Origin of the sequence: Calditerrivibrio sp. (assembly GCF_049968475.1) — a bacterium.
In the GTDB taxonomy this organism is placed as follows: Bacteria; Chrysiogenota; Deferribacteres; order Deferribacterales; family Calditerrivibrionaceae; genus Calditerrivibrio; species Calditerrivibrio nitroreducens_A.
Genome location: NZ_JBMFQS010000010.1, coordinates 1 through 23,940 on the forward strand (window position 1 = coordinate 1; position 23,940 = coordinate 23,940).

General features: G+C 34.1%; 28 protein-coding genes, 1 tRNA gene, 1 pseudogene and 1 riboswitch. Of the genes and pseudogenes, 26 read left to right on the forward strand and 4 right to left on the reverse strand.

Translation table 11 applies throughout. The features are described 5' to 3' along the window. Positions 1 to 169: 169 nt before the first annotated feature. The 17 genes and pseudogenes from ACP5Q2_RS08265 to ACP5Q2_RS08345 form a co-directional block, all read left to right on the forward strand. A pseudogene (locus ACP5Q2_RS08265) lies at positions 170 to 504 on the forward strand (DEAD/DEAH box helicase family protein); the annotation flags it as partial. Positions 505 to 692: 188 nt separating this feature from the next. After that, complete coding sequence (locus ACP5Q2_RS08270; protein ID WP_424606131.1) at positions 693 to 839, forward strand: hypothetical protein; 147 nt, start codon at positions 693 to 695, stop codon at positions 837 to 839. A 110-nt stretch (positions 840 to 949) separates the two neighbouring features. Next, positions 950 to 1,135, forward strand: a complete 186-nt coding sequence (locus tag ACP5Q2_RS08275; protein WP_428099203.1) for a DEAD/DEAH box helicase family protein — start codon at positions 950 to 952, stop codon at positions 1,133 to 1,135. Positions 1,136 to 1,530: 395 nt separating this feature from the next. Continuing rightward, entirely contained in the window at positions 1,531 to 2,274 is a 744-nt protein-coding gene (locus tag ACP5Q2_RS08280) for a sulfite exporter TauE/SafE family protein (protein WP_428099088.1), read from the forward strand. 93 nt (positions 2,275 to 2,367) lie between these two features. Then, positions 2,368 to 2,583 (forward strand): FmdE family protein, encoded by a 216-nt coding sequence (locus tag ACP5Q2_RS08285; protein ID WP_428099090.1) that lies wholly within the window; start codon positions 2,368 to 2,370, stop codon positions 2,581 to 2,583. A gap of 110 nt (positions 2,584 to 2,693) precedes the next feature. Further along, the gene (locus ACP5Q2_RS08290; protein ID WP_424606135.1) at positions 2,694 to 2,783 is read left to right on the forward strand and encodes a TraR/DksA C4-type zinc finger protein; all 90 of its coding nucleotides are present in this window, start codon (positions 2,694 to 2,696) and stop codon (positions 2,781 to 2,783) included. 132 nt (positions 2,784 to 2,915) lie between these two features. After that, positions 2,916 to 3,326: a thioredoxin family protein gene (locus ACP5Q2_RS08295; RefSeq protein WP_424606136.1), complete on the forward strand. Its 411-nt coding sequence runs from the start codon at positions 2,916 to 2,918 to the stop codon at positions 3,324 to 3,326. Further along, on the forward strand, positions 3,323 to 4,009 hold the full coding sequence (locus ACP5Q2_RS08300) for a cytochrome c biogenesis CcdA family protein (protein WP_428099095.1): 687 nt from the start codon (positions 3,323 to 3,325) through the stop codon (positions 4,007 to 4,009). The genes ACP5Q2_RS08295 and ACP5Q2_RS08300 overlap by 4 nt, the downstream gene beginning before the upstream one ends. Before the next feature lie 11 nt (positions 4,010 to 4,020). Beyond that, positions 4,021 to 4,164, forward strand: coding sequence for a hypothetical protein (locus ACP5Q2_RS08305; RefSeq protein ID WP_424606138.1), 144 nt, complete (start codon positions 4,021 to 4,023; stop codon positions 4,162 to 4,164). Next, a complete protein-coding gene (locus ACP5Q2_RS08310) occupies positions 4,161 to 4,382 on the forward strand; it encodes a rhodanese-like domain-containing protein (protein ID WP_428099098.1) in 222 nt (73 codons plus the stop codon). The genes ACP5Q2_RS08305 and ACP5Q2_RS08310 overlap by 4 nt, the downstream gene beginning before the upstream one ends. A 163-nt stretch (positions 4,383 to 4,545) precedes the next feature. Beyond that, on the forward strand, positions 4,546 to 5,832 hold the full coding sequence (locus ACP5Q2_RS08315; protein ID WP_428099101.1) for a TrkH family potassium uptake protein: 1,287 nt from the start codon (positions 4,546 to 4,548) through the stop codon (positions 5,830 to 5,832). Positions 5,833 to 5,835: 3 nt separating this feature from the next. Then, positions 5,836 to 6,483, forward strand: a complete 648-nt coding sequence (locus ACP5Q2_RS08320; RefSeq protein WP_424606141.1) for a potassium channel family protein — start codon at positions 5,836 to 5,838, stop codon at positions 6,481 to 6,483. Positions 6,484 to 6,537: 54 nt separating this feature from the next. Further along, positions 6,538 to 6,642: riboswitch (SAM riboswitch) on the forward strand. A gap of 59 nt (positions 6,643 to 6,701) precedes the next feature. Next, positions 6,702 to 7,832 carry a homoserine O-acetyltransferase MetX gene (metX, locus tag ACP5Q2_RS08325; protein ID WP_424606142.1) on the forward strand — a complete coding sequence of 377 codons (1,131 nt, stop codon included), beginning with the start codon at positions 6,702 to 6,704 and terminating at the stop codon, positions 7,830 to 7,832. Beyond that, positions 7,813 to 8,547 (forward strand): class I SAM-dependent methyltransferase, encoded by a 735-nt coding sequence (locus ACP5Q2_RS08330; RefSeq protein ID WP_424606143.1) that lies wholly within the window; start codon positions 7,813 to 7,815, stop codon positions 8,545 to 8,547. The genes metX and ACP5Q2_RS08330 overlap by 20 nt, the downstream gene beginning before the upstream one ends. Continuing rightward, the gene (locus tag ACP5Q2_RS08335) at positions 8,544 to 9,236 is read left to right on the forward strand and encodes an ABC transporter ATP-binding protein (protein WP_428099105.1); all 693 of its coding nucleotides are present in this window, start codon (positions 8,544 to 8,546) and stop codon (positions 9,234 to 9,236) included. The genes ACP5Q2_RS08330 and ACP5Q2_RS08335 overlap by 4 nt, the downstream gene beginning before the upstream one ends. 2 nt (positions 9,237 to 9,238) lie before the next feature. Beyond that, positions 9,239 to 10,006, forward strand: coding sequence for an ABC transporter permease (locus ACP5Q2_RS08340; protein WP_428099108.1), 768 nt, complete (start codon positions 9,239 to 9,241; stop codon positions 10,004 to 10,006). After that, complete coding sequence (locus tag ACP5Q2_RS08345; protein ID WP_428099111.1) at positions 9,996 to 11,780, forward strand: chloride channel protein; 1,785 nt, start codon at positions 9,996 to 9,998, stop codon at positions 11,778 to 11,780. Before ACP5Q2_RS08340 ends, ACP5Q2_RS08345 begins: the two co-directional genes overlap by 11 nt. Positions 11,781 to 11,812: 32 nt before the next feature. On the opposite strand, the gene ACP5Q2_RS08350 is transcribed toward ACP5Q2_RS08345, so the two are convergent. The 4 genes from ACP5Q2_RS08350 to ACP5Q2_RS08365 form a co-directional block, all read right to left on the reverse strand. After that, positions 11,813 to 11,908 (reverse strand) — tRNA-Sec (locus ACP5Q2_RS08350). 3 nt (positions 11,909 to 11,911) lie between these two features. After that, on the reverse strand, positions 11,912 to 13,114 hold the full coding sequence (locus ACP5Q2_RS08355) for an HD-GYP domain-containing protein (protein ID WP_428099113.1): 1,203 nt from the start codon (positions 13,112 to 13,114) through the stop codon (positions 11,912 to 11,914). 42 nt (positions 13,115 to 13,156) lie between these two features. After that, the gene (locus ACP5Q2_RS08360; RefSeq protein ID WP_428099116.1) at positions 13,157 to 14,074 is read right to left on the reverse strand and encodes a TerC family protein; all 918 of its coding nucleotides are present in this window, start codon (positions 14,072 to 14,074) and stop codon (positions 13,157 to 13,159) included. A 9-nt stretch (positions 14,075 to 14,083) separates the two neighbouring features. Further along, a complete protein-coding gene (locus ACP5Q2_RS08365) occupies positions 14,084 to 14,776 on the reverse strand; it encodes a FecR family protein (RefSeq protein WP_428099118.1) in 693 nt (230 codons plus the stop codon). A 123-nt stretch (positions 14,777 to 14,899) separates the two neighbouring features. Between ACP5Q2_RS08365 and ACP5Q2_RS08370 the strand changes: the two genes are divergently transcribed. The 9 genes from ACP5Q2_RS08370 to ACP5Q2_RS08410 all read left to right on the forward strand — a co-directional run bounded on the left by ACP5Q2_RS08370 (position 14,900) and on the right by ACP5Q2_RS08410 (position 23,881). Beyond that, a complete protein-coding gene (locus tag ACP5Q2_RS08370) occupies positions 14,900 to 15,418 on the forward strand; it encodes a hypothetical protein (protein WP_424606150.1) in 519 nt (172 codons plus the stop codon). 13 nt (positions 15,419 to 15,431) lie between these two features. Further along, positions 15,432 to 16,871 (forward strand): hypothetical protein, encoded by a 1,440-nt coding sequence (locus ACP5Q2_RS08375; RefSeq protein WP_428099121.1) that lies wholly within the window; start codon positions 15,432 to 15,434, stop codon positions 16,869 to 16,871. 74 nt (positions 16,872 to 16,945) lie between these two features. Next, positions 16,946 to 17,527 (forward strand): LPP20 family lipoprotein, encoded by a 582-nt coding sequence (locus tag ACP5Q2_RS08380; protein ID WP_428099124.1) that lies wholly within the window; start codon positions 16,946 to 16,948, stop codon positions 17,525 to 17,527. Positions 17,528 to 17,591: 64 nt separating this feature from the next. Then, complete coding sequence (locus ACP5Q2_RS08385; RefSeq protein ID WP_428099126.1) at positions 17,592 to 17,999, forward strand: hypothetical protein; 408 nt, start codon at positions 17,592 to 17,594, stop codon at positions 17,997 to 17,999. A 9-nt stretch (positions 18,000 to 18,008) separates the two neighbouring features. Next, entirely contained in the window at positions 18,009 to 19,151 is a 1,143-nt protein-coding gene (locus ACP5Q2_RS08390; RefSeq protein WP_428099129.1) for a murein transglycosylase domain-containing protein, read from the forward strand. Between the two features lie 23 nt (positions 19,152 to 19,174). After that, positions 19,175 to 20,176 carry a class 1 fructose-bisphosphatase gene (gene fbp / locus ACP5Q2_RS08395; RefSeq protein WP_424606155.1) on the forward strand — a complete coding sequence of 334 codons (1,002 nt, stop codon included), beginning with the start codon at positions 19,175 to 19,177 and terminating at the stop codon, positions 20,174 to 20,176. A gap of 5 nt (positions 20,177 to 20,181) precedes the next feature. After that, a complete protein-coding gene (locus ACP5Q2_RS08400) occupies positions 20,182 to 21,024 on the forward strand; it encodes a deoxyribonuclease IV (RefSeq protein ID WP_424606156.1) in 843 nt (280 codons plus the stop codon). Between the two features lies 1 nt (position 21,025). Continuing rightward, positions 21,026 to 21,328, forward strand: coding sequence for a hypothetical protein (locus ACP5Q2_RS08405; RefSeq protein WP_428099133.1), 303 nt, complete (start codon positions 21,026 to 21,028; stop codon positions 21,326 to 21,328). 102 nt (positions 21,329 to 21,430) lie between these two features. Next, entirely contained in the window at positions 21,431 to 23,881 is a 2,451-nt protein-coding gene (locus tag ACP5Q2_RS08410) for an EAL domain-containing protein (RefSeq protein ID WP_428099136.1), read from the forward strand. Positions 23,882 to 23,940 lie beyond the last annotated feature (59 nt).

The following is a 23,940-nucleotide window of genomic DNA, read 5'->3' on the forward strand; positions in this document are numbered from 1 at the left end:
CAGGTAAAGATATTTACCTTGTGGGAATAGAATTTAGCTCTGAAGAGAAGAATATCGTAAATTTTGAGTGGGAAAAGGTAAAACGTTAGAAAGTTAAAACGTTGAACATTGGACTTATAACTTAGAACGTTGAAAAAAATACTGGGGGATTACCTAAAAAGGGTAAAGTATGTTAGGCAAAGAGGCTAAAGCAAGGATAAAAATCAATAAGCTTTTAGAAGAAGCCGGCTGGTGTTTTTTTGATACCGAACAAGGGAAAGCGAATATGCTATTAGAAAACAATGTTAAGATAACGGAAAAAAGCTCAACGAGTTTGGTAAAAATTTTGAATACACCAAAAATGGGTATATTGATTTTTTGCTACTCGATGAAAAAGCTTTTCCTCTTGTGGTACTGGAAGCCAAAGCAGAAAATGAAAATCCGCTGTTTGGGAAAGAACAAGCTAGAAAATATGCACAGACAAAAGGGTGTAGGTTTGTTATTCTTTCAAAAAGGAGCTTTTATGTCAACTGAAAGCGAATGGAAAACAAGAAAAATAAGGATTGATACAAAACTAAAAGCATTAATCCAGCTTGGGAAGTTATCCCATATAAAGAAAGTCTTGATTTTGCTTTACTAACACATCATGCCATAGAAGAGTTTCAACAGATAACGGACCGGCTGATTATGCACTTTTTGTCAAAGGAAAATTATTGGTTATTATTGAAGCAAAAAAAGTTTCTGTAGATCCTCAAAACGTATTGGGACAGGCAAAACGTTATTCCAAAGGTTGCAAAAGTATTGTTGGCGTCTGGAATTCTTTTAAAATTCCTTTTTTGTATCCTTCCAATGGTACATAAATTTGGTTTGTCGATGTTAGAGAGGACAATTATTATTCTCGTGAATTATTAAATTTCCATACAATAGATGCAATATGTAGAAGGCTAAGCAATGGCTTGTTATTAATCCTATTGATTCTAAAAGATTACGTCCTTATCGAAATGAGGCAATAAAAGCTGTAGAAAATGCTCTTATTGATAATAAAAGGAAAATGATGCTTGCTATGGCAACTGGTACAGGCAAGACATTTACCACCGTTTGTATGATATCCCTGTTGATAAAATCCAGTTATGCGGAGCGTATCCTTTGTGATTAAAATTTTTCTCACTATCAAGACTACGGAGGTGAAAAAGAGTTAAAGGATAATAAAAAGTTATAGTATAAAAGAGAATAACTAATGAACAGATAGAAAATAGTGTTCTACGTTAAATATTCTAAGTTCAACGTTCTAACGTTCCAGTTAAATTTCTATTGCATTTTTTGAATATAAATTTATATTATAATGAAAAATTAAGATTTGATACAATGAAGATAAAAGTATTAGTGACAGATTTTAGAAATTATTAGATTTAATACAAAACAACATTAGCTGCTGTAGAAGAGTTAGATATTGAATATGCAACTTTGGATATTGCATACTAAAAGGGGATAATCCCCCCCTTTTTTAGTCAAATATTTTTATATTTGTAGAAATATAGAAGGAGATCTGTTATGAATATTACAGTTAGTGTTTTGTCGTTTATCTTATCTTTTGTGTTTGCGTTGGGCGGAGTTGGATCTGCAGTAGTGCTTGTGCCAATAATGTTTTCACTTGGGATACCGATTAATGAGGCAAAACCGACAGGGTTGTTTATTAATACTACAAGCCTTGTGGCGGCAAGCTTTTCAAATATTAAACATAAAAGAGTAGATTTTAAATTGGGCATGCCGATTATCATATCGTCGATGCTTTTGGCACCTGTGGGGGCTTATTTGTCATTATTTATTAATAAAACTATTGTGATGATAATCTTTATAGTGTTTTTGCTATTTTCGAGTGCAGTGATGATCTTTTTTAATCCAAAGAAGTATGAAGATAAATTTAGAGATGATAGGCCACTTGGTTTATTGGTGTTTACTGGAATTATCGCAGGCTTACTTTCAGGGCTACTTGGAATTGGTGCTGGAGGCTTAATTTCTCCTCTGCTTGTAGTATCAGGGTTTAATCCTAAAAAGGTTGTTACAATTACCGCGTTGGTAGTTCCTTTTTCATCATTAACAGGTTTTTTGGCTTATTTGAAAATGGGGCATGTGAATATACAGTTGTTGATTTTTGCTGGTTTAGCTGCATATCTGGGAGGATACTTAGGCACACACTTTATGCATCTTAAAATGAAACCTATGACTGTTAAAAGATTTTTGGGCATTATAGTTTTTTTGATAGCCGTGGACTTAATAATAAAGTTATTTAAATAGGAGGTAGCTATGCTTAAAAGAAACAGAGAAATTGTAAACAGTATTGAAGGTTTGTAAGATCAAGAAAAAGAGTTTGTGTATTCTGCATTAAATATGCATGGACATGTTTGTGGTGGTATGCTTATGGGCTATGTGGCTGGGCTGTCAGCACTTAAGGCACTTAATGTGGAAAGAGAAAGAAATATGGACAAGATGGTAATCATTAAAGTTGGAGATAAGCATGCTGTCGGATTCTTTGCTGATGGTGTACAGTTTATGACAGAATATAGACAAAAAGGTGTCAAGACGGCTGATGTGCCGCTGAGGTAGCTGAGCCAGGATTTAAAAGACCTTTTTCACTAAAGATTGAAGAAATAATCGATGTAGAGGGTCCATTTGAATTTAAAGTACCACAAGGCAAAGCTTGCTTTAACCTAGAATTGTGTGAATCTTGTGGCGATGCTGTAGCTGAAAACTATTTAAGGGTAACTGATGTTAAGAAAATCTGCCTTGACTGTTTTCAATATTAATCAACTTATTGAGGCCTGGATATATTTTAAGGTCTCATTAATAATTTTGCAAGATTGTTTAAAAAGTAATTTTAGAGTTGACATACGTAGTTTAATTTTATATTTATAGAAATATCAATACGAGGTGCTACGATGAAAAATAAATTTATACTGTTATTTTCTTTTGTGTTGCTTTTATTTATTGGTTGTTCTAAGGAAAAGAGTATTTCTGAAAATGTTTCTGATGTAAAGAATGGATCAGATAGTCATCTAATTACTTTTATTGAGCTTGGATCGGTAAATTGTGTTCCTTGTAAGATGATGCAACCAGTTATGAAAAATATAGAAAAGAGATTTGGATCACAGGTAAAAGTTATTTTTTATGATGTATGGACAAAAGAACAAGAAGGTTATGCTAAAATTTATAATATAAATGGTATACCTACTCAAGTTTTTTTAGATAAAAATGGCAATGAGATTGCTCGACACGTAGGTTTTTATCCTGAAGAAGAGCTAGCTGATTTTCTAAAATCAAGAGGTCTCAAAGAAATAGGCACAAAATGATTGAGGCTATTTTTAACAATATTAATTATCTTGTAAGTCAGCAAATTGCCATTGCAATGGTGGCTGCTTTTGTGTGGGGGATAATAAGCGTCATTATCAGTCCATGCCACTTGAGCGGCATCCCTTTGATATGTGGCTACCTTATGAAAAGGACTGAAAACATTAAAAGTGCCTTCTGGTTATCATCTATTTTCTCTTTTGGAGTTTTAATTAGTATCGCCATAATCGGTGTAGTAACCATTTCTTTAGGGAGAATATTTGGTGATGTGGGGATTTTGGGAGATTTGTTGGTAGGTGCACTTTTTATAGTTTTTGGTGCATATCTTTTAGGTATTGTAAATCTTAACTGGAATGGTTTTCAATACAAATCTGCTAAAGTGGGCATCTTATCAGTCTTTGTTATGGGATTTGTTTTTGGTATGGGACTTGGTCCATGTACATTTGCTTACATCGCTCCTGTGGTAGGATTTACATTTAAAATGTCTTCAACAGAAATTTTAAGACCTGCTATACTGCTGTTATTTTACGCCGCTGGACACACATTAACTATTGCTATTGCAGGTGTGAGTGGGAACTTAGTTTCAAAGTTTCTGAAATTTAATGAAAAATTAAAATTTTTAAATCTATTTCAAAAAATTATCGGGATAGCTTTAATAATAATTGGTATATTTTATCTTTTTTAGGAGGTATAATTATGGAAAATTTGATCAAAGGTATGACTATGGAAAATGTATTAAAATTAAGATTAAGTACTGACAATGTGATTGAGCTTTTAAACAAAGGTGAGGCAATACTTTTGGATATCCGATACTCTTTTGAAACAGAAAATGGGGAATGAAATTTAGTTTAAATATCCCATTGAATGAGTTGCCAGATAGAATTAATGAACTTCCGAAAGATAAGGTTATAATATCTGCATGTCCGCAAGATTTTAGGTCAAATATTGCCTGTCAATTTTTAAAATTGAATGGTTTTGATGCAAAAGTTTTAGTTGGAGGACTGCTTGCTCTTGCAGATAGATTAAAGGCGATGGCTGCGAAGGATTTGATTTTATAAAATTATTGCTATTAGACATTAGTGATAATATTTTCATTACGATGTAGACAGTTTGTGACATCTGAAATTGTACTACTTGTGGCTTAATTGTATGGATAACGGTGCGACGGTAGATAGTATATTTCTGTTGACTAACTTTTTTTAAAATACTATACAATTTTTCATGAACAAAAATAATGTTTGGTCTGTATTTATCTCTACGTTTCTTTTTCTAATAGTTTCAGGGTCTATAGTTTTAATGATTCCTGGGATGTATAAAGGTAATCTACACTATATTGATGCACTTTTTACTTCAACATCTGCGGTTTGTGTTACTGGACTGGTGGTTACGAATACGTCTAATTTTACTTTGATGGGTCAAATTGTAATTATTACATTGATTCAGCTTGGAGGATTGGGTATTATGGTGCTTACTACATCTTTATTGCTTTTTCTCAGGGGGGAATTAGACCTCCAGCGTAGAGTTGTGATTACCAGTTTAATAGATGTCTATGCCCTAAACGAGGCTGAATATGTTTTAAGGTATATTGTACTGTATACTTTTTTCATAGAAATAATCGGAGCCATTTTGCTCACCATTGGTTTTTTAATGGATGGTCACAGTCTGATATCTTCTATTTTCCATGGCGTCTTTCATTCTGTTTCTGCTTTTTGTAATGCTGGGTTTTCGCCTTTTGATGATAGTATTATTGGTATGAATTGGTTAATAAAAGTTAGCATAATGCTTTTAATTATATTTGGTGGGTTAGGTTTTTATGTAATTTATGATCTGCACAACTATTTTAAAAAAAGAGACAATAAATTAAAACGTCTAAAGGTACATACAAAAATTGTATTAATTACTACAGCTTGTTTAATAATGTTTGGAGTAGTTATTTTAAGCATTTTGGAGCATGATATGTCCTTATTGGATGGTTTTTTTCAGTCGGTCTCCGCGAGGACTGCTGGATTTAATTCTGTTGACCTTACTAAATTAACGAATATAAGTAAGTTTGCGTTGATAATACTAATGATTATTGGTGCATCACCAGGTGGTACAGGTGGAGGTATAAAAACGTCTACGTTTGCAATAATGTTGTTATCTATAAAAAATATCTTGAAAGGTGACAATAGGATTCTACTTTTCAATAGAGAAGTCCACTACACAAACATTCTGAAGTCGTTTTCTATCACGGCAATGTATATATTCATATTAATAGTTGCTACTTTGCTAATGCTTTATTTTTATAATTATGATTTTATGGATATGCTATTTGAAGTGGCTTCAGCTCTTGGCACCGTAGGTTTGTCGCTGGGGATAACTATGAAAATTGGTTTGGCCGGAAAAATTATTCTTATAATATGTATGTTTGTGGGGAGAATAGGTGTCAGTGCTCTTGTACTTTCACTTGTGGGGTATGAGCATGTTTCAAATATAAGATATCCAGAAGAAAAAGTAATTTTGGGGTAAAATATGAAAAAGAGAGATGTTTTAGTTATTGGGCTTGGCATTTTTGGGTATGAACTTGCAGTGGAATTATCCAAAAAGGGTTTAAACGTTCTTGCTGTTGATAAAAATCCAAATATTATCAATAAAATCAAGGATTTTGTGTCGGAAGCAATTATTGCTGATGCGTCATCCGAAGAGACGCTGAGGGAGCTTGATGTTACAAGTTTTGATGAAATTATTTTGGGTATAAGCAGTAATTTTGAGGCATTGGTTTTATCAGCAACGATAATGCAGAAACTTGGTGTAAAAAAGATTATTGCAAAGGCAAATAGTGAGATTCAAAAGGAGGTTTTGCTAAAAATAGGTGTGAATGAAGTTATTTTACCTGAAAAAGAGGTTGCCATAAGGCTGGCTGATAAAATATCTAAACCTGGAATTCTGGATCTTTTCCATATGTATGACGATACCACAGTTGCTACGGTGAAAGTACCGGATAAGTTTGTGGGTAGATCATTAAAAGAGATAGATTTACGAAATAAATATGATGTAAATGCCGTCACAATAAGGAGAAACGGTGTTTCCAGAATAATTAAAAATCCGGATATAGTCTTTGAAGAAGGGGATGAAATAGTTGTTATTGGTGATGAGGATAAGATAAAAAATCTATTTTAGTTTTTCTTCATATCAAATTAATTGACATTTGCAAAATAAGTGGTATGATTTGATACCTTATCAAGAGTGGTTGAGGGACGGGCCCTGTGAAGCCACAGCAACCGGTTGGTATCCAATGTCAGGTGCTAAATCCCGCCTTTTTATAAGGAAAGATAAGGCTATGATAGCTATCACAGCCTCTTCTTTCTAAGAAGAGGCTTTTTTTGTGGAGGAATTTTATGGAAAAATCATCCGTTGGGATTGTAAAACCGAAAACAGTTTTCTTTAAAGATGATTTTTTTCTTGAAAGTGGACGAATACTATCCAAACTTACTGTAGCATATGAAACTTATGGGACTTTAAATAAAGAAAAAGATAACGCGATACTCATTTGCCATGCCTTGACCGGAAGTCACCATGCGGCAGGGTATTATTCTCCTGATGACCAGAAACCTGGTTGGTGGGATGATATGATAGGCCCAGGGAAGCCTTTTGATACAGATAAATATTTTATCATATGTTCAAATTTTCTTGGTTCCTGCTATGGGACAACAGGGCCGGCCTCCATCGACCCATCCACAGGCAAGCCTTACGGACTTAAATTCCCTGTTTTTACCGTAAAGGATATGGTAAAGCTCCAAAAGAAACTGATTGATCATCTTGGTATACCAAAACTATTATGTGTTGCAGGGGGGTCAATGGGTGGTATGCAGGCTCTGGAGTGGGCGGTAACTTTTCCAGAAAAGGTACATTCCATAATTCCGATTGCCACCGCAGGCAGGATAACACCTATGGCGATTGCTTTTAATACGATAGGCAGACAGGCAATAATGAAGGATCCGAATTGGCTTGGTGGTGATTACTATGGCAAAACATTCCCTAAAGATGGCCTTGCCATAGCAAGGATGGCTGGGCATATCACATTTATGTCCGATGCTTCGTTTCAGAAAAAATTTGGTAGAAAATATGCGACTTTAGAGGGTATTTATGATTTTATGGGGTATTTTGAGGTGGAAAATTATCTGAGATACAATGGTTATAAGTTTACAGAGAGATTCGATGCTAATAGTTATTTATATATCATAAAGGCTATGGATATTTTCGATCTATCGTATGGATATGGATCGTTTGAGGAGGCTGTCAGCAGAATTTCTTGCAAATCTCTTTTTATTACATTTACATCTGATTTCCTATTTCCAAACTACCAAACAGAAGAGATTGTAAGTATCTTGAAAAAATTAAACAGGGATGTGAAATGGGTTAATATTGAATCCGATTATGGTCATGATGCTTTTTTGCTTGAGTTTGATATTCAGGGTTCATCTGTTGCTAATTTTTTATGGGACGTTTATGACGAAATCAAAAAGTAGCAATGGGTTTGATAACTCTTTTGCTAATTATCTAATAAGCAGCGATCATAAATATGGCGATGATCTTGAGATTGTGAAGAATTATTTCAATAGTATAGTTTTTGAAACTGTTTTAGATGTTGCCACTGGAGCGGGTCATTTTTCGAACGTCTTTAATGCGAAAAGGAAATGCGCCGTTGACTTGAGCTTTAATATGGTGAAAACTGCTAAAGAAAAGTATAGTATAGATTTTGCTGCTGTTTGTGATTCTGGTGGTTTACCTTTTTCCGACCAGAGTTTTGATCTTGTAAGTTGTAGAATAGCATTTCATCACTTTACAATGCCTGTTTTATTTTTTGATGAGGTTTATAGAATTTTAAAAAAAAGTGGTTACTTTGTGTTGGTGGATAGTATTGTGGACATTGATGATGCATACCTCAATGCTATAGAATATATAAGAGACAACAGTCATATACGTAGTTACACCGTCAAAGAGATCATAAATTTTGGTAGCAATTTTTTTCGTTTGGAATATTTTACCAATATATATAAGAAACATAATTTTAAAGAGTGGGTCGGAAGGCTTGGGGCTGATGAGGAACATATTAAGTTTGTTGAAAATAGCTTTTTGAATCTACCTGATGATATCAAAGATGAGTTGAAGCTTGAAATAGTTGAGAATAGAATATGTAGTTATACCGATAAAAAAGGGGTATTTATATTTAAAAGATTATGAGTCTGTTGGAGATTGAAGATTTAAAAGTAAAAATTGAAAAAAGATGCCTTGTGGATATTAAAAGATTTTCATTTGAAAAGGGTTTTATTTATACTATATTTGGTAAAAGTGGAGCGGGGAAGAGTACTTTTTTAAAGGCTTTAGGCTCAATGATAAAATACGAAGGTAATATATATTTAAACGGTGAAAATCTTAAACAAAAGTATCCTTTAACAGAAATAAGAAAAAAGGTACATTACATAAGGCAGGTGCCGGAGTTTGTGCCGGGCAAGGTGATAGACAGCTTAAAGTACATTTTTTCTTTTAAGTCAAATAGAGATCTTGGCTTTGATGAAAACTACTTAAATGTATTAATTGATAAGTTTGGTCTTGATCGAAGTATACTTGGGAAAGATATAAAAAATCTCTCAGGAGGAGAAAAACAGCGTATAAGCATAATAAGGTCGCTGTTGATTAGACCGGAGTTTATATTGCTGGATGAACCTACTTCTGCCCTTGATGTATATACAGAAGATAATTTTATCACATTTTTAAATGGTATCAAAAATGAGTTTGGTGTTATCGTGGTATCCCATTCAGTAGATATGATAATATCATCTGATATAAAGCTTTTTTTTGATAAATGTAACATAAACAGAATTGAAGAAGATATCGATACGGAAAATATCCGTAAGTTGATAGGTGAATAGATATGTCTGATAGTGCAAAAGATATCAGTATTATTTCGATGGCCATTCTATATCTTTTTAGTGGTGGATTAGGTTTATTGATACATATTTTAAAGCTTGGTATCTTAAAAGATTTTATATATTCCCTGATAAGGATGTCTTTCCAGCTTTTTTTAGGTTCTTTTGTATTGATGTACATTTTCAAAATCAATACACTATGGATTGTTTTACTTTTTTTTACTTTGATGTCTGTGGTTGCTTCCCGTACGATTATTCAAAAGTCAAAGATAGGTGAGTCTTTTTTCATCTATCCGATAATTTTTTTTACAAGCTTCCTTTTGACCTTTATTTTTCAAGTGGTCATTGTGGGAACAGATACCTGGTATGATGCAAGATATTTCATTACTATTAGTGGGATGATTATGGGCAACTCCATGAATGCCTGTGCAGTTGCTTTGGATCGATTCAACAATGATTTGAAAGAGAATTATGATCTCATTGAGACGCTTTTTAGCTTTGGTGCTTCAAATTTTGAGGCGGTGTCAATATTTTTTAAAAAATCATTACGTTCAGCCCTTATGCCGATAATTACGAATATGAGTAGTGTGGGGATTGTTTTCTTCCCTGGTATGATGACAGGTCAGATTCTGGCTGGGTCCAACCCTACAGTGGCGGTAAAATATCAGATTGCAATTATGATTACAATTGCAATATCTGTGCTTATTTCCACGATGCTTAATTTATATTTTAATATGAAAATAACTTTGAGGAAATTTTTGGATGGCGTATAATATTGTAAAAAAATATAATCTGCCTATTGTGGGAAAATGGTTTATCTTAGGTACAATTGTTGGGATTGTGGCTGGAATTTCTGCAATTATATTTTACACGCTTTTACAGCTTACAAGCCAATTCTTTTTACAATATCTCGCAGGTTATATCCCACCAGAAGCAACAGGTGATGTTACAATCTTCCATTTTCCAGCAGGGGAGTTTAATCGCTTTCTTCTTATAGGGATGCCGGTGGTAGGTGCACTTATATCGGCTATATTAATTTTAAAATTTGCTCCGGAAACGGAAGGTGCCGGCCTTGATGCTGCAATATCTTCTATCCATAAGAATAAAGGTTTGATAAGATGGCAGGTGCCTGTGATAAAAACGCTCACATCTTCCATAACTATCGGATCTGGGGGTTCTGGTGGTGGTGAGGGCCCTATATCACATATAGGAGCAGGTGTGGGATCTGTATTATCGCAGATATTTCACCTTACGGAAAAAGAGAGAAGAATTCTGACGGCAGCTGGAATGGGGGCTGGGGTTGGGGCAATTTTCCGTTCTCCTCTTTCGGGTGCAATATTTGCTGCAGAGGTTTTGTATTCTAGTTCGGATATGGAATATGAGGCGCTTCTACCTTCTACAATCACCTCCATAATTGCTTACTCTGTTTTTTGTAGTATGTTTGGATGGAGCCCACTTTTTTACAGCTTAAATGCAAGTTTTTCCAATCCTTTGGAGCTTATTGGGTATACTATTTTGATCATCGGTTGCATCTTTGTGGGGCATTTTTATACCAAAGTTTATCATAAGGTTAAGTCATACTTTGATGTTTTAAAATTGAAGAAGCTTTATAAAATGCTTTTTGGTGCTTTACTTACAGGATTAATAGGTTTTTTAGTCCCTGATGTTATGGGGGCAGGTTATTCCATAATAGATAGAGCGATACAATCAGATTTATCTGTAAATATACTTTTGGTAATTATTCTTGCCAAAATCTTTGCCACAGCTTTTACCATTGGCAGTGGTGGTAGTGCAGGAACATTCGCTCCAACAATGGTGATTGGTGCTTCAACAGGAGGGGTAATAGGATTATTAATCAATAAATATTTTCCATTGCTGGCACCAATGCCAGGTGCATATGCTATAGTTGGGATGGCAGGGTTCCTTTCCGGGCTGGCCAAGACACCTCTTTCGGCGATTATTATGGTAAGTGAGCTGACTGGTAATTATCAGCTGATTGTTCCAGCTATGTGGGTAAGTACAATTACATTCCTGTCTTTAAGAAAGGTTAAGTTTTACAAAAGCCAAATGCAGTTTAGAAGTGATTCCCCCATACATAAGAATGAGTATTTTCTTATGGTATTACAGGAGATAAAGGTAAAGGATATTATGAAAAAAGATCCGATTGTCATAAAAGAGGATATGAAATTTGATGATATTATACATTTTATACCTACCACAAAGCACAATAGTTTCCCGGTGGTTGATAATGAAAATCGATTGGTGGGGGTACTTAGATTTGAAGAGATTAGGGAGTTTGTTTTTGAGGAGGGGCTGGAAGAACTTGTGGTGGCTAGCGAAATATGCGATAAGGATGCCCCCACAGTTATAAAGGAAAACAATCTGGCGGAGGCCATTGAATTAATTGGGACAAGAAATGTTGAGCTTTTACCTGTAGTGGATGAAGAGAACAGAGTTATCGGTATAGTAACAAGAAGGGATATAATAGCAACCTATAATAAAGAGATGCTCAAACAGAAAAAGCAGACAGAAGAGACTATCTTTTAAAAAAATAGATTAGATAATAGTTTTATAATATATGGCGGAAGTGTGAAGGAATCGAACCTTCCTCTCACTTTTGGTGAGACAGCCGAGGTTTGAAGCCTCCGGAGGGCACCAGCCACTCAACCACTTCCTTTTTAGTTCTGTTCATTAATTCTTTCTATTATATCGTAGATTTCTTTATCTATATTTATTTTTTCAGGATTTACGGGTCCGATGATCTTTTTGCTTAAAACAGATTTTTTTGACAAGTCCACCATGTATACGGGGATATCTTCACCTTTAGGATTTTTGAAAACTGCAACAATAGGTGAAGTGGGATTATCAGTAATTTTTGCTACAATAGCTAATTCATTTGTATTTAGAAGTACCAATGTCCCAACTGGGTATATCCCTATATGAGTTATGAAAAACTCAAAAATTTTTTTATTGATATGAGAGTCAGTCCATTTAAACATCATTTTAAGTGCTGAAGGAGGCTCCATCCCTTTGTGGTAAACTCTATCACTGGTGATGGCATCGTAAATATCCACCACTGCTCCAATTTTACCAAAAAGAGAGATGTCGGGATCTTTTAAGCCGTAAGGATACCCACTGCCATCGTATCTTTCGTGATGTTCAATTACTATTTTTAGCTCTGATGGATCTAATCCATTTTTGATCAAATAATCGTATCCGGCAGGGACATGATTCTTCATAATTTTAAATTCTTCATCGGTAAGTTTTCCAGGTTTGTTTAAGATCTCCTTTGGTACAAGCATCTTTCCCACATCATGCAAAAGTGCACTTGCAGATAACATATTCAATTCTTTTATCGGTATATTCATCAATTTCCCGAGGGAGGTGGCAAAAACTGAAACGTTTACACTGTGTTGAAATGTATAATCATCGTAGCTCTTTAGCTTTGCAACGCTTGATAGTAGATCACCTTTTTTTACAGTTAATTCTGTGATCTTGTCAGCTATTATCCTAACTCCTGTGTCATCAAAAAGCTTACCTGATCTGATATCTTCCATAACAGATCTTATTATTTTAACAGATTCTTCGTATATTTCTGATGCTTTTGTGAGGGATTGAAAGTCTATGTAATGTTTGGGCAATTCTTCGTATTGAACATTTTCCAATAAATCTTTGTTTTCTTCAATAACTTCTTTTATAGAAACCTCATCATTTCTTGGCTCAATAAATACATATTCTATACCATGTTTTTTCAATTTGTTGATATCGCTGATATCTTTTATTTTGAATTTATGTGATAAAAAGGGAGTTTCAAGCCAACTGGCGTCAAGCTTTAGTACCCTATCACCAATTTTAAGTTCATTTACATGTATTTTCTGCATCTGCTTAAAATATTAAATTAACGGTAATAAGTCAACCAATATTTATTTTTTATCTTTTGGTAATATAAGGGATAGAAATATTGAAACAGATAATACTCCTATAATTATTATCAATGATAGTATAGTGGGGATCTTGATGATGTCTATCAGGATCATTTTCAAACCCACATATCCTAAAACTATAGATAACCCATATTTGAGAAAGTGGAATATTGCTACAATACCCGAAATGGCAAAATAAAGAGATCTGAGCCCTAGGATGGCAAATATATTAGAAGTAAAAACTATAAAGGAGTCGGTGGTTATTGCGAATATTGCAGGTATTGAATCTATGGCAAATATTAAATCTGTAAATTCGATTGTAAAAAGGGCTAATAGTAGAGGTGTGATATGTCTTTTGTTGTCTATCATTATAAGAAACTTACCATTTTCCCGATCACTTGTAACCGGATAGAATTTTTTTAACAATTTTATATACCACTTACTATCAAAATCTATTGATTCATCTTCTTTTTTGAAAGCCATTTTCACTGCACTATAAATAAGAAGTAGCCCAAATATGTAGAATATCCAGTGGAATTTTTCTATTAAAGCTATCCCTAAAAAGATCATCACCCCCCTCATAACAATAGCCCCGAGGATACCCCAAAAGAGTATTTTATGCTGAAATTGTGGGGGGATTTGAAAGACATTGAAGATCATTATCATTACAAATATGTTATCTACACTTAACGCTTTTTCCACGATGTAACCTGTTAAAAACTCAACTGCCTGTTGTTCACCATTGAAAAAATAAATCCCTATATTAAACGCAAAAGCTACAGCTATCCATATTGCACTTGTAAAAACAGCTTCTTTAATTGATATAACGTGTGCTTTTTTATTAAATACACCAAGATCGAGTATTAGCAAGAATATAACAATAGTAGAAAATACCACCCATCCAATTGTGTGGTGCATAGAACAATCCTAAAATTTATTCAGTAATTCGAATTCATCGTCGAATTCTTTTGTATCTTTTATATCTCTTACTTCTTTACCCTTGATACTTATTGCCATTTCATCTTTCATGGTAAATTCCTTTACAAACTCCACAAATTCTTCCTGTACTTTTTTCTTGTAGTCTTCGTAGTCCTGTTTTGTATCCTGAGCAAATTTGTTGAAATCTTCCTCCTCTTTCTGTAGATACCTTTTGAATTCACCTTTTATGGCTGACACGGTGATTTCACCCTCTTTGAGTATAACATCCACTTCATCTTTATTAACATTTATTAAAAATTTCGTGCCTTTTACCCCTATTATGGCAGTTTTGGTAGCTATCTTTATCCCCTGTTTATCATCCTGCTTTTGAATTTCGAAAACGACTTTGCCATTCTTTAAGTTTAGATTTTGAATGTCTTTGATATAAAGGATTGAATTTTCATTTAAAACGATTTTGGATTTATCTATGAATTTTATAAATGCGGTTGATTTTTGAAAGGCTCTTATGGAGTCTTTTACCTTAAACTCGAGATTATTTTTGGCTGCTATTCCTCTTACGCTACCAGATGGATAAAGTATTACCTTTCCTTCAAATTTTTCTATATGTCCAGCCACCTGCTGCGCAAAACCTGTAATACTTATACCCAAAACCAAAACTATTGATATAATGAATTTTTTCATCACTGCCTCCGTAAAAGGAAATTTCCTGCTTTTATTATATTATTATAAAAATTTTTTTCAACATAAAGTTGCTTTTTTTAAATTTAGCCATATAATGATATTATAAAACCTAAGGGGGTTTTTATGTTTCTTGAAGCAATAGGACTATCATTAGTAAAAGCTCTATCCTCATTTCTTTTTTCCAAAATGCTCGTATACTCAGATATTAACATTCAGGGGGCACCCACATGGTTTCAAAAGCCTGAATCTGCTTACATCTGTATTTCCACTTACCATGAAGGGGATCTTGGATCTGTGGAGATTGCAAAAGATAAAGCTAAAAAACAGATGATTAATAAACTGAATGAGATAATGGAGATTGTTGTGTATGATAATTATAGAAATCTGGAGGACAAGTCCGAGAAAGCCTTTGTGAAAAGCTTTTTAAATGATGAGGATCTACCTGTATTTGTGAATAAAAATATTGAATTTAAAAATATTGAGTATGTGAAAAAGGTGAATACTACATTTGTTCGGGGGTGTATTAGCAAGGATACCGTTATAGAGTATGAAAAAGAGCGGATTGAGCTAATAAGGAAAAAATTGACTCACAAAAGGGCAGATAATGCATTTGAAGAGCTTGATAATTCATCTGCCAAATAATCTGGAGAAAGTTATGAAAAAGCTAATGTTTATATTCTTTATATTTTCATACACGCTAGTTGCATTTGCTGATGGAAATTTCGATCAATTTTTATCCAAAGAGATGGGTGGCTTTAATGAATTTAAAAGTGACTCTGATAAAGGTTTTTATGAATATCTTAAAACAGGTTGGGAAGAGTTTAAGGCTTTTTCTGCCATCAAAAGGGATGAGAAACCGAAGATTACTAAGCCTCCTGTTGTCAGTGTTAATGAAAAAAAGATTAATTTTGAAAAAAATACAAAGTTGTCAAATGATATTGTAATTGATAGAGGTAATCCTGAGAACATTAAAGATCAAAACCCTATTAAATTGGGTGAACAGATGGAAAATCATGCCACCAATCAGAGTGTGGAAGATCTTTATAGGATTGATCTGGATTTAAGTAAGTATTCTAAATTGTCTCTTATAGATAAACCTATAAAAGCGGAAAAAATTGCAGAAGTATGGAAAAAAATGGCCACAGGAAATTATGACATATTAGTTGAAGAAATTCATAAAAAAGGGAAAAAAATCGGTTTTGATGATTGGGGATATTTTAAGATAGTGAAAAAAACTGCAGATTTTATATATCCAAATGCTTATAACTCAAGGATTTTGCTTTCGTGGTATATGTTGATGAAACTGGGGTATGATGTTAAATTAGGATATAATAATGATGCTGTTTATCTTTTGGTTCCATCAAATCAGCAGATCTATGGCGCTCCATTTTTTAATTTTAGTGGTATCAGATACTATATTATATGGACTGATGGTAGAGATATAAAAACTTTGTATAGTTACACGGGTAAATATCCTGAAGCGGAGCATACATTTGCATTCAAGATAGAGTCATTTATGATGCCATTAGATATAAAAAGTAGATCAGTAAAGTTTACATATGCAGGAAAGCAGTATCTATTCAATGTCTATTATAATATATCTAATGTAGATTTTTATAGAGATTTTCCTCAGGTAGATCTTTCTGTATATCATAAGGCAGATGTTTCTAAAATGGTTGCAGAATCAGTTTTTAATGGACTCAGGGATGCTATAGCTGGTAAAAGTGAGGTGGAGGCTGTTAATATAATATTGCGATTTGTGCAGACAGCCTTTGATTATAAGACAGATCAGGATCAGTTCGGTTATGAAAAATATCTCTTGCCTGATGAAACAGTATTCTATAAATATTCAGATTGTGAAGATAGATCGATCCTATTTTCATATTTAGTGAGAAAATTAATGGGTCTTGAGGTAGTTCTTTTAGAATATCCGGGACATATAGCAACTGGGGTGAAATTTAATACAAATTTCAATGGTGATAAGATAAGATACGGTGATAAGATATATGTAATTTGTGATCCTACGTATATCAATGCTGATGTGGGGATGGCTATGCCTCAATTTAAAAATACCAATCCTAAAATAATTTTTTAAAAAGAGTTGACAATTGGCAAAGTAAGATTAAAATAAAAAAAAGAGGTTGCCAATAAAAAAGTGGAGGGACACTTATGAGGAAAAAAATTTTGCTTTTGGTATCATTGGTTTTGACAGCAATTTTGGTATTATCCGGTTGTGGTGAAAAGAAACCACAAAAACTGGCCAACCCATGTTTTGAAGGTGCTCCAAACTGGGTGATCGATCCTACTATGGAAGGTGGTATCACAGGTTTAGGATCTGCTAAGATCGGACCAGCTGGTATCTCGTTTGCTCGTCAGGAAGCTACTGCTGCGGCAAGGGATGAAATGGCAAGAAACATAAGCGTGAAGGTAAACAACATGTTCAAAAGCTTTACTCAAACCACAGGTATTGGGGATGCCCAGACAGTTGACAAAGTTGCCAGCAATGTTTCTAAGCAGGTTGCAAGCCAGTTGATCGAAGGCAGTAAAGTAAAAAATCAGTGGATCTCTCCTGCATGTAATGAGCTCTTTGTACTTGTCGTCCAGGATCCAAATATTGCTAAACAGGCTGTGAAACAGGCAGTTAACACCAGCTTGAAAAATGAACAGGCTCTGTGGCAGCTCTATCAGGCCAAAAAAGCCACAGAAGAAATGGATAAAGAGATCGAAAAAGAATTTGGAGCTAATAAGTAGCGATTTCAGCACAATCTATTTAGGGTAGCCATCACAGGCTGCCCTATTTTTTTACGGAGTTATTATGAAAAAAATAGTTGTACTTATTTTTTCGATTTTTGTTTTATCGTGTTATCACGAAGCTAAATATAACAATAGTGAGTATTCTGGTACTCCGGATTGGGTTTACGGTAATGCCCCTTCTGATAAAGTATGTTATGTCGGTAGTGCCATGCCACATGTGAGTGGTAAACCATACCAGAGGGCACTTGCAGTTTCAAGGGCCATTGAAGGTATTGCAAGGCAAAAGAATGTTAAGGTAAATGTAGAAGTGGAAAGCTTTATGACCGGGACTAGTCAATCGGCAAGTACCTCTATGAATGTTTATAGTGTGCAAACCACAGAAGGTGCAACTGTAAGTGCCAAGATTGAAAAGGTCTGGATCAATCCTAATAACGATGAGATCTTTATTTTGATGTGTGAGGGAAAGTAGAGGTAAAGATTGAAAAAGTTAGCGTGGTTATTTATCATTTCAATACTGCTTTTTTTAAATAGTATTGTTTTTGCAGATGACTACTTAAAAGAGATTGATGATTTTGAAAAGTACAAAAAACAGGTAAATGATGATTTTGCAAAGTACCTAGAGATTGTAAATAGAGAGTTTGATAATTTTAAAAAAGAGGTATACAAAGAGTGGGGGGATTACCTTATACCATCCAAAACTAAATGGGTTGAATATTCATCTGATTTTAAAGTGAGAAGCATTGTGGATTTTGAAAAAAATAGATTAACAATCCAGGTAAAAACCGATACAAAATCTGACGGAAAAGATTTAATAAAAAAACAGGTGGAAAAGGTCGCAAATGAAACCATAAAAGATGCATTTTATGGTAGTAAGCCGCTTGTAAATATTGAAAAGAAATCAAAGGAACAGTTTAAAGGATCTTCATCTTCAACATTGCCAGATAATAAGATCGTTGGCGATTTCATTAAAGAAAGTGATGGTAATAAATCTGTTGACAATATCTTGCAGAACGGAAGTTTTAGCTATTCCTATGACAAAAAAGGTAACAAAATTGCCACGTTTAGTGTTCAAATTAAAGCTTCAGATAGAGAAAAAGCTTTAAAATTTAAAGCTTTTGTGGATGAACACGCCAGAAGATACAACCTTGAGCCATCTTTGATATATGCAGTTATCCATACAGAAAGCTATTTCAATCCTATGGCCACATCTCCTGCTCCAGCGTATGGATTGATGCAGATTATACCAACTCAGGCGGGAAAAGATGCAGCCAGAATACTTTTTGGTTCCCCATTAATCTTATTGCCATCTTTTCTCTACAATCCGGAAAACAATATCAATGTTGGGGCAATATATATTAATCTAATAAAAGAAAATTACATTAAAGAGATAAAAGATGATAAAAGCAGATTGTATGTGGCTATAGTAGGTTATAATGTGGGTTTAAGAAATGTTTACAGAGTTTTCTCTCCTGATGGTGACCCAAAAAAGGCTTTTTACGAAATTAATAGGTTGTCATCTGAAGAAGTTTATGCTAAAATCTCGAAAAATCTACCCCAGAGAGGTGGTGTGGATTACCTAATAAAAATTTTATCCAGAATGGATTATTACAAGGATTTATAAAATAAATTTATTAAGGAGATTTTATGGCTATTAGAAAAGGCGTGACAAATTTATCAAGATTTCTTCTGGAGGAGCAGAGGAATTTTCCGGAAGCCACAGGGGATTTTACTCTCATTCTTGAACAGATAGCTTTTGCTGCTAAAATTATAAGCAGAGAGGTTAATAAGGCAGGTATTGTAAACATTCTGGGGAAAGCCGACTCATCAAATATTCATGGGGAGCAGCAGCAGAAATTGGATGTCTTTGCAAATGAAAAGATGATACAGGCCCTTGATCACACTGGTAAGATATGTGCTATGGCTTCCGAAGAGGTAGATGATATCATAAATATACCAAGTAAATACCCTAAAGGTAAGTATCTTGTTGTATTTGATCCTCTGGATGGATCAAGTAATATAGATGTAAATATTAGTATTGGTACGATATTTGGGGTTTATAAGAGGGTTTCTTCCGAAGGGGATGGTTTTAGACAGGACTTTATACAGCCTGGGAGAAATCTTGTGGCGGCTGGATATGTGATTTATGGTTCCAGTACGATGTTTGTCTATACCACAGGTAGAGGGGTAAACGGCTTCACACTTGATCCAAGTGTTGGGGAGTTTTTGTTGTCTCATGAAAATATGGTCACACCAGAATTTGGATCTATTTATAGTATAAATGAGGCTAATTATCATAAATGGGATGAAAGGATTAGAAATTATGTTGAACACCTCAAAAACTTAAAAGAAAGACAGTATACTTCAAGGTACATAGGTTCTTTAGTGGCGGATTTTCATAGAAATCTATTGAAAGGTGGCGTCTTTTTGTACCCAGGTGATAATAAAAATCCGAGGGGTAAGCTAAGACTTCTTTATGAAGCATGTCCTCTTGCTTTTATTGTTGAGCAGGCTGGCGGGTTGGCTGTGGATGGAGATAATAATATTCTGGATATTATACCTGAAAATTTACACCAGAAAACTCCTTTGATTATAGGGTCAAAATTCGAAGTGGAGCTTTTTAAAAAATACTGGAGTAAAGAGCTTTAAACATTATGATCCTGGGTGCACATGAATCTATAGCCGGTGGAATTTACAATAGTATAAAAAGAGGATTTGATGATGGTGCAGAATCTCTCCAGATCTTCGTAAAAAGCTCAAATCGATGGTTTGACAAACCTTTAAAAGAGTCTGATGTCGAAAAATATTTTACTTCACTATCTAAATATGGTTTTCTGAATACAAATGTTTGTGCTCATAGCTCTTATCTGATAAATTTGGCTTCTGAAGGGGAAACGTATGAGAAATCATACAATTCGATGAAGGATGAGCTTATTAGATGTGATGTACTCAAGATACCTTATTACATCATTCATCCAGGTTCACATCTGGGAGTTGGTGTGGAAGAAGGTCTTAAAAGGGTGATAAAATTTGTCGATAAATTGTATGAGGAGAATGGATTTAGGGTAATGACGCTATTTGAGACTACGGCGGGTCAGGGAACAAACCTTGGGTCAAGACTTGAAGAGATTGAGTATCTAATAGAAAACTCAAGATTTTCTGCAAAACTGGGGATTTGTTTGGATAGCTGTCATCTTTATTCTGCTGGGTATGACATTTTAAATAATTATGATGGTGTGTTTGATGATATATTGAAGAGATTTGGAGATAAAGTTAAAGTTTTTCATATAAACGATACAAAAAAAGGTTTAGGGAGTAGGGTTGATAGGCATGAACTCATAGGAAAGGGTTTGTTGGGATTGGAGTTTTTTAGGAAGTTGGTAAACGATAAAAGATTCGATAATATGTTGGGTATCCTCGAAACTCCTGTCTCAGACATCCATACGTATAAAAATGAGCTTGAGATTTTAAAAACTTTAATAGATAATGGAGGCTGATATGGATCCGATAACAGTTAATATCGTAGGACAAAATGAGGTTTCGATAAAAGGGAACCTATCCTCACTGGAGGATTATACAAAAATAAGAGATACAATAAATGAGCTTGTGGCAAATGGCGTTAAGGATATCTGTGTGGATTTCATTGACTCCAAGACCATTATGTCATCCCTTTTAGGTTTTTTTATGAAGCTGGTAAACTATGATAAAGTTTTTGTGCATATTAAAGTTGGTTCTCCTGAGCTCTATAAGAGTTTGCAAACCATGCATCTCTTAGAAATATTTGATGTAAAGATGAGGTAGCAAACGTTTAATTTTAAGCGGTTTAAGAGTATTAATTTTTTAATCTGGTTTGGTACTTTTTTCATATCTTTTGCAGGATTCAGTATAGGTGTAGGTGTCTCTTTGTTTCTCTGCTATAACCTTTCTCTGAAGAATTTTTTTGTAACATCTGATGTTATCTCTACAAATCTAAATAGATCAATTATTGATGTTATGAATAAAGATTTCAAACAGGAGGAGTTGAAACGTTTTGTGAAAGAGTATGATGGTAGTAAGTATGGTTACCCTTATACTCTTGAAATCTATGGTGTTAAAAAGAAAGGAAAAACGTTTAAATACTATGAATCTTCCGAAGCTGCAACTTTTGCTTATAAAAATTCTGAAAAATATTTTATGAAAGGAAAAGATTATCTTGTCTATGCTTACCCACTAAAGCTTACTGAAAACTGTATGTCCTGTCACCAAAATGAAAAAGTAGGAGATATACTGGCCATTTTGACAATTAATTATGATTTGAAGCCTTTATTTAAAGAATTTAATAGAAAGATGATATTTTACTTTTTTATCCTCTTCCCGATACCTTTGATTTTCGCATTCTTTTTATCCAGGTATATTTCTAAAAAACTCAGAATGAAATTCAATAGATTGGCTACGATTGTTGAAAATGTTAATACTGTAAAAGATTTAAAGAAAGTATCAGTGGAGCCCATAGATTTTGGATTTGTTGAGTTTAATAAAGTTGTGGAGCATATTAACAATCTTACCCAAAAAATAAGAAATTTTGCTGTTGATAAAGATATCCTTGAATTTGAGATCAAAATCCTTGAAAAGTTTATTATCACATCTGAGGTTATAAAAGACTGGAAAGAAACTGTAAAAAATTTACTTTTGGAAGTTAACAAGTTGATGGAAACGTATGCAATATTTTCCCTTTTTAAGGTTGATGATGAGATGTTGTCACTTGAGATATTCTGGCTTAAAAAGCCGTCTTTAAATACAATAGAATTGACTGAAAAATTTATAACTAAGAAGATTAAGGAAAACGTTAGCTTTTTTAGTGATGTGACTGACTTGAGGTTGGAGCATAATATCGCTGATAATAATTCTTACCTAAAAGAGCTTACTGAGGAAGATATAGCTATACAGACTAAATCTCTCATTCTGGATGCACCCAGAATTGGTGGGGTTGTGGGGATTGGTGTACACTCTGAAATGGCAATGGATAATATACATGGATTAGTCATTGAAGGTATTCTTGCCACTCTTATGAATGTGGTTGGATCTGTGAAAGCAATGGCGAAATATACCAAACAGCTTGAGTACTACACAACAAGAGACCCCCTCACAAACCTTTTCAATCAAAGGGTATTCTGGGAAGTTTTGGGGTATGAGGTAGGTAGGGCTTCCCGAAATAATTATAAGTTTTCGATTCTTCTGGTGGACATAGATAATTTTAAGTCCATAAACGATTCTTACGGACATTCTATTGGTGATTACATCATTTCTGAGATGGCTGGTATTATAAGGCAATGTCTTAGAAAAGGGGATATTCTTGCAAGATATAGTGGGGATCAATTTGTGGCAATTCTTCCAGATGCTGGTGAAGAGCAGGCTTTTAATGTGGGTAAAAGGATTCAGGATACAGTATTTGCCCATACTTTCAAATCGGTTGATGATAAGGATATAAGGTTAACTATTTCTGCTGGGATAGCTATATATCCAGATCATGCAGATAATGCCAAAGATCTTTTTATCTTTGCCGATAACGTCCTAAAAAGAGCCAAAGATGAGGGTAAAAACCTTGTGGTTATACCTACACAGGAAGAGGTCTATGAGGTTTTTAAAGCTATTACTGAGAAGACGATAATTGTAACAAAGGCGGTGAACGAAAGAAGAATCTTACCATATTTCCAGCCTATCATAAGAAATTCCACTGGGGTAATAGAATGCTGTGAAGTGTTAAGCAGAATTGATACTCCGGAAGGTATTTTAAATGCCTATGAATTTATAGAGATTGCTGAAAAAATAAACCTTATTTCAAGATTGGATATAATTCTACTTGAGAATGCCATAATAGAAGTTGTAAAATCTAATTTTAAGGGTTTGCTGTTTGTAAATCTATCCCCAAGATCTCTTGTGATGAGTGAATTTATACCTGAAGTGATGCGGATAACAAAAGAGTATAATTTTGATAGATCACGAATAGTTTTCGAGATCACCGAGCGTGAGACTGTAAAGAATCTATCCTTGCTGGAGAAGTTTATTGCCAATCTCAGAGTGGAAGGTTTTAAATTTGCTATAGATGATTTTGGGTCAGGTTTCTGCTCTTTTCAATATCTTAGAAGGTTTCCCGTAGATTTTATAAAAATAGAAGGGGAATTTGTAAGAAATATACTAAACGATAGAAAAGATCATATACTGGTAAAAACATTGAGTATAATAGCAAGAGAGTTTGACATAAAAACAATTGCAGAGTATGTTGAGAGTAAGGAACTCTTAGACGAGATGACAAATCTTGGGATAACTTATTCACAGGGGTACTTCATCGGTAAACCATCACCAAATCTGCCTTAGATTTTAGATAAAAGTTGTGAATTTTATAATATATTGATGATAAAAGTACTCAGAGCTTT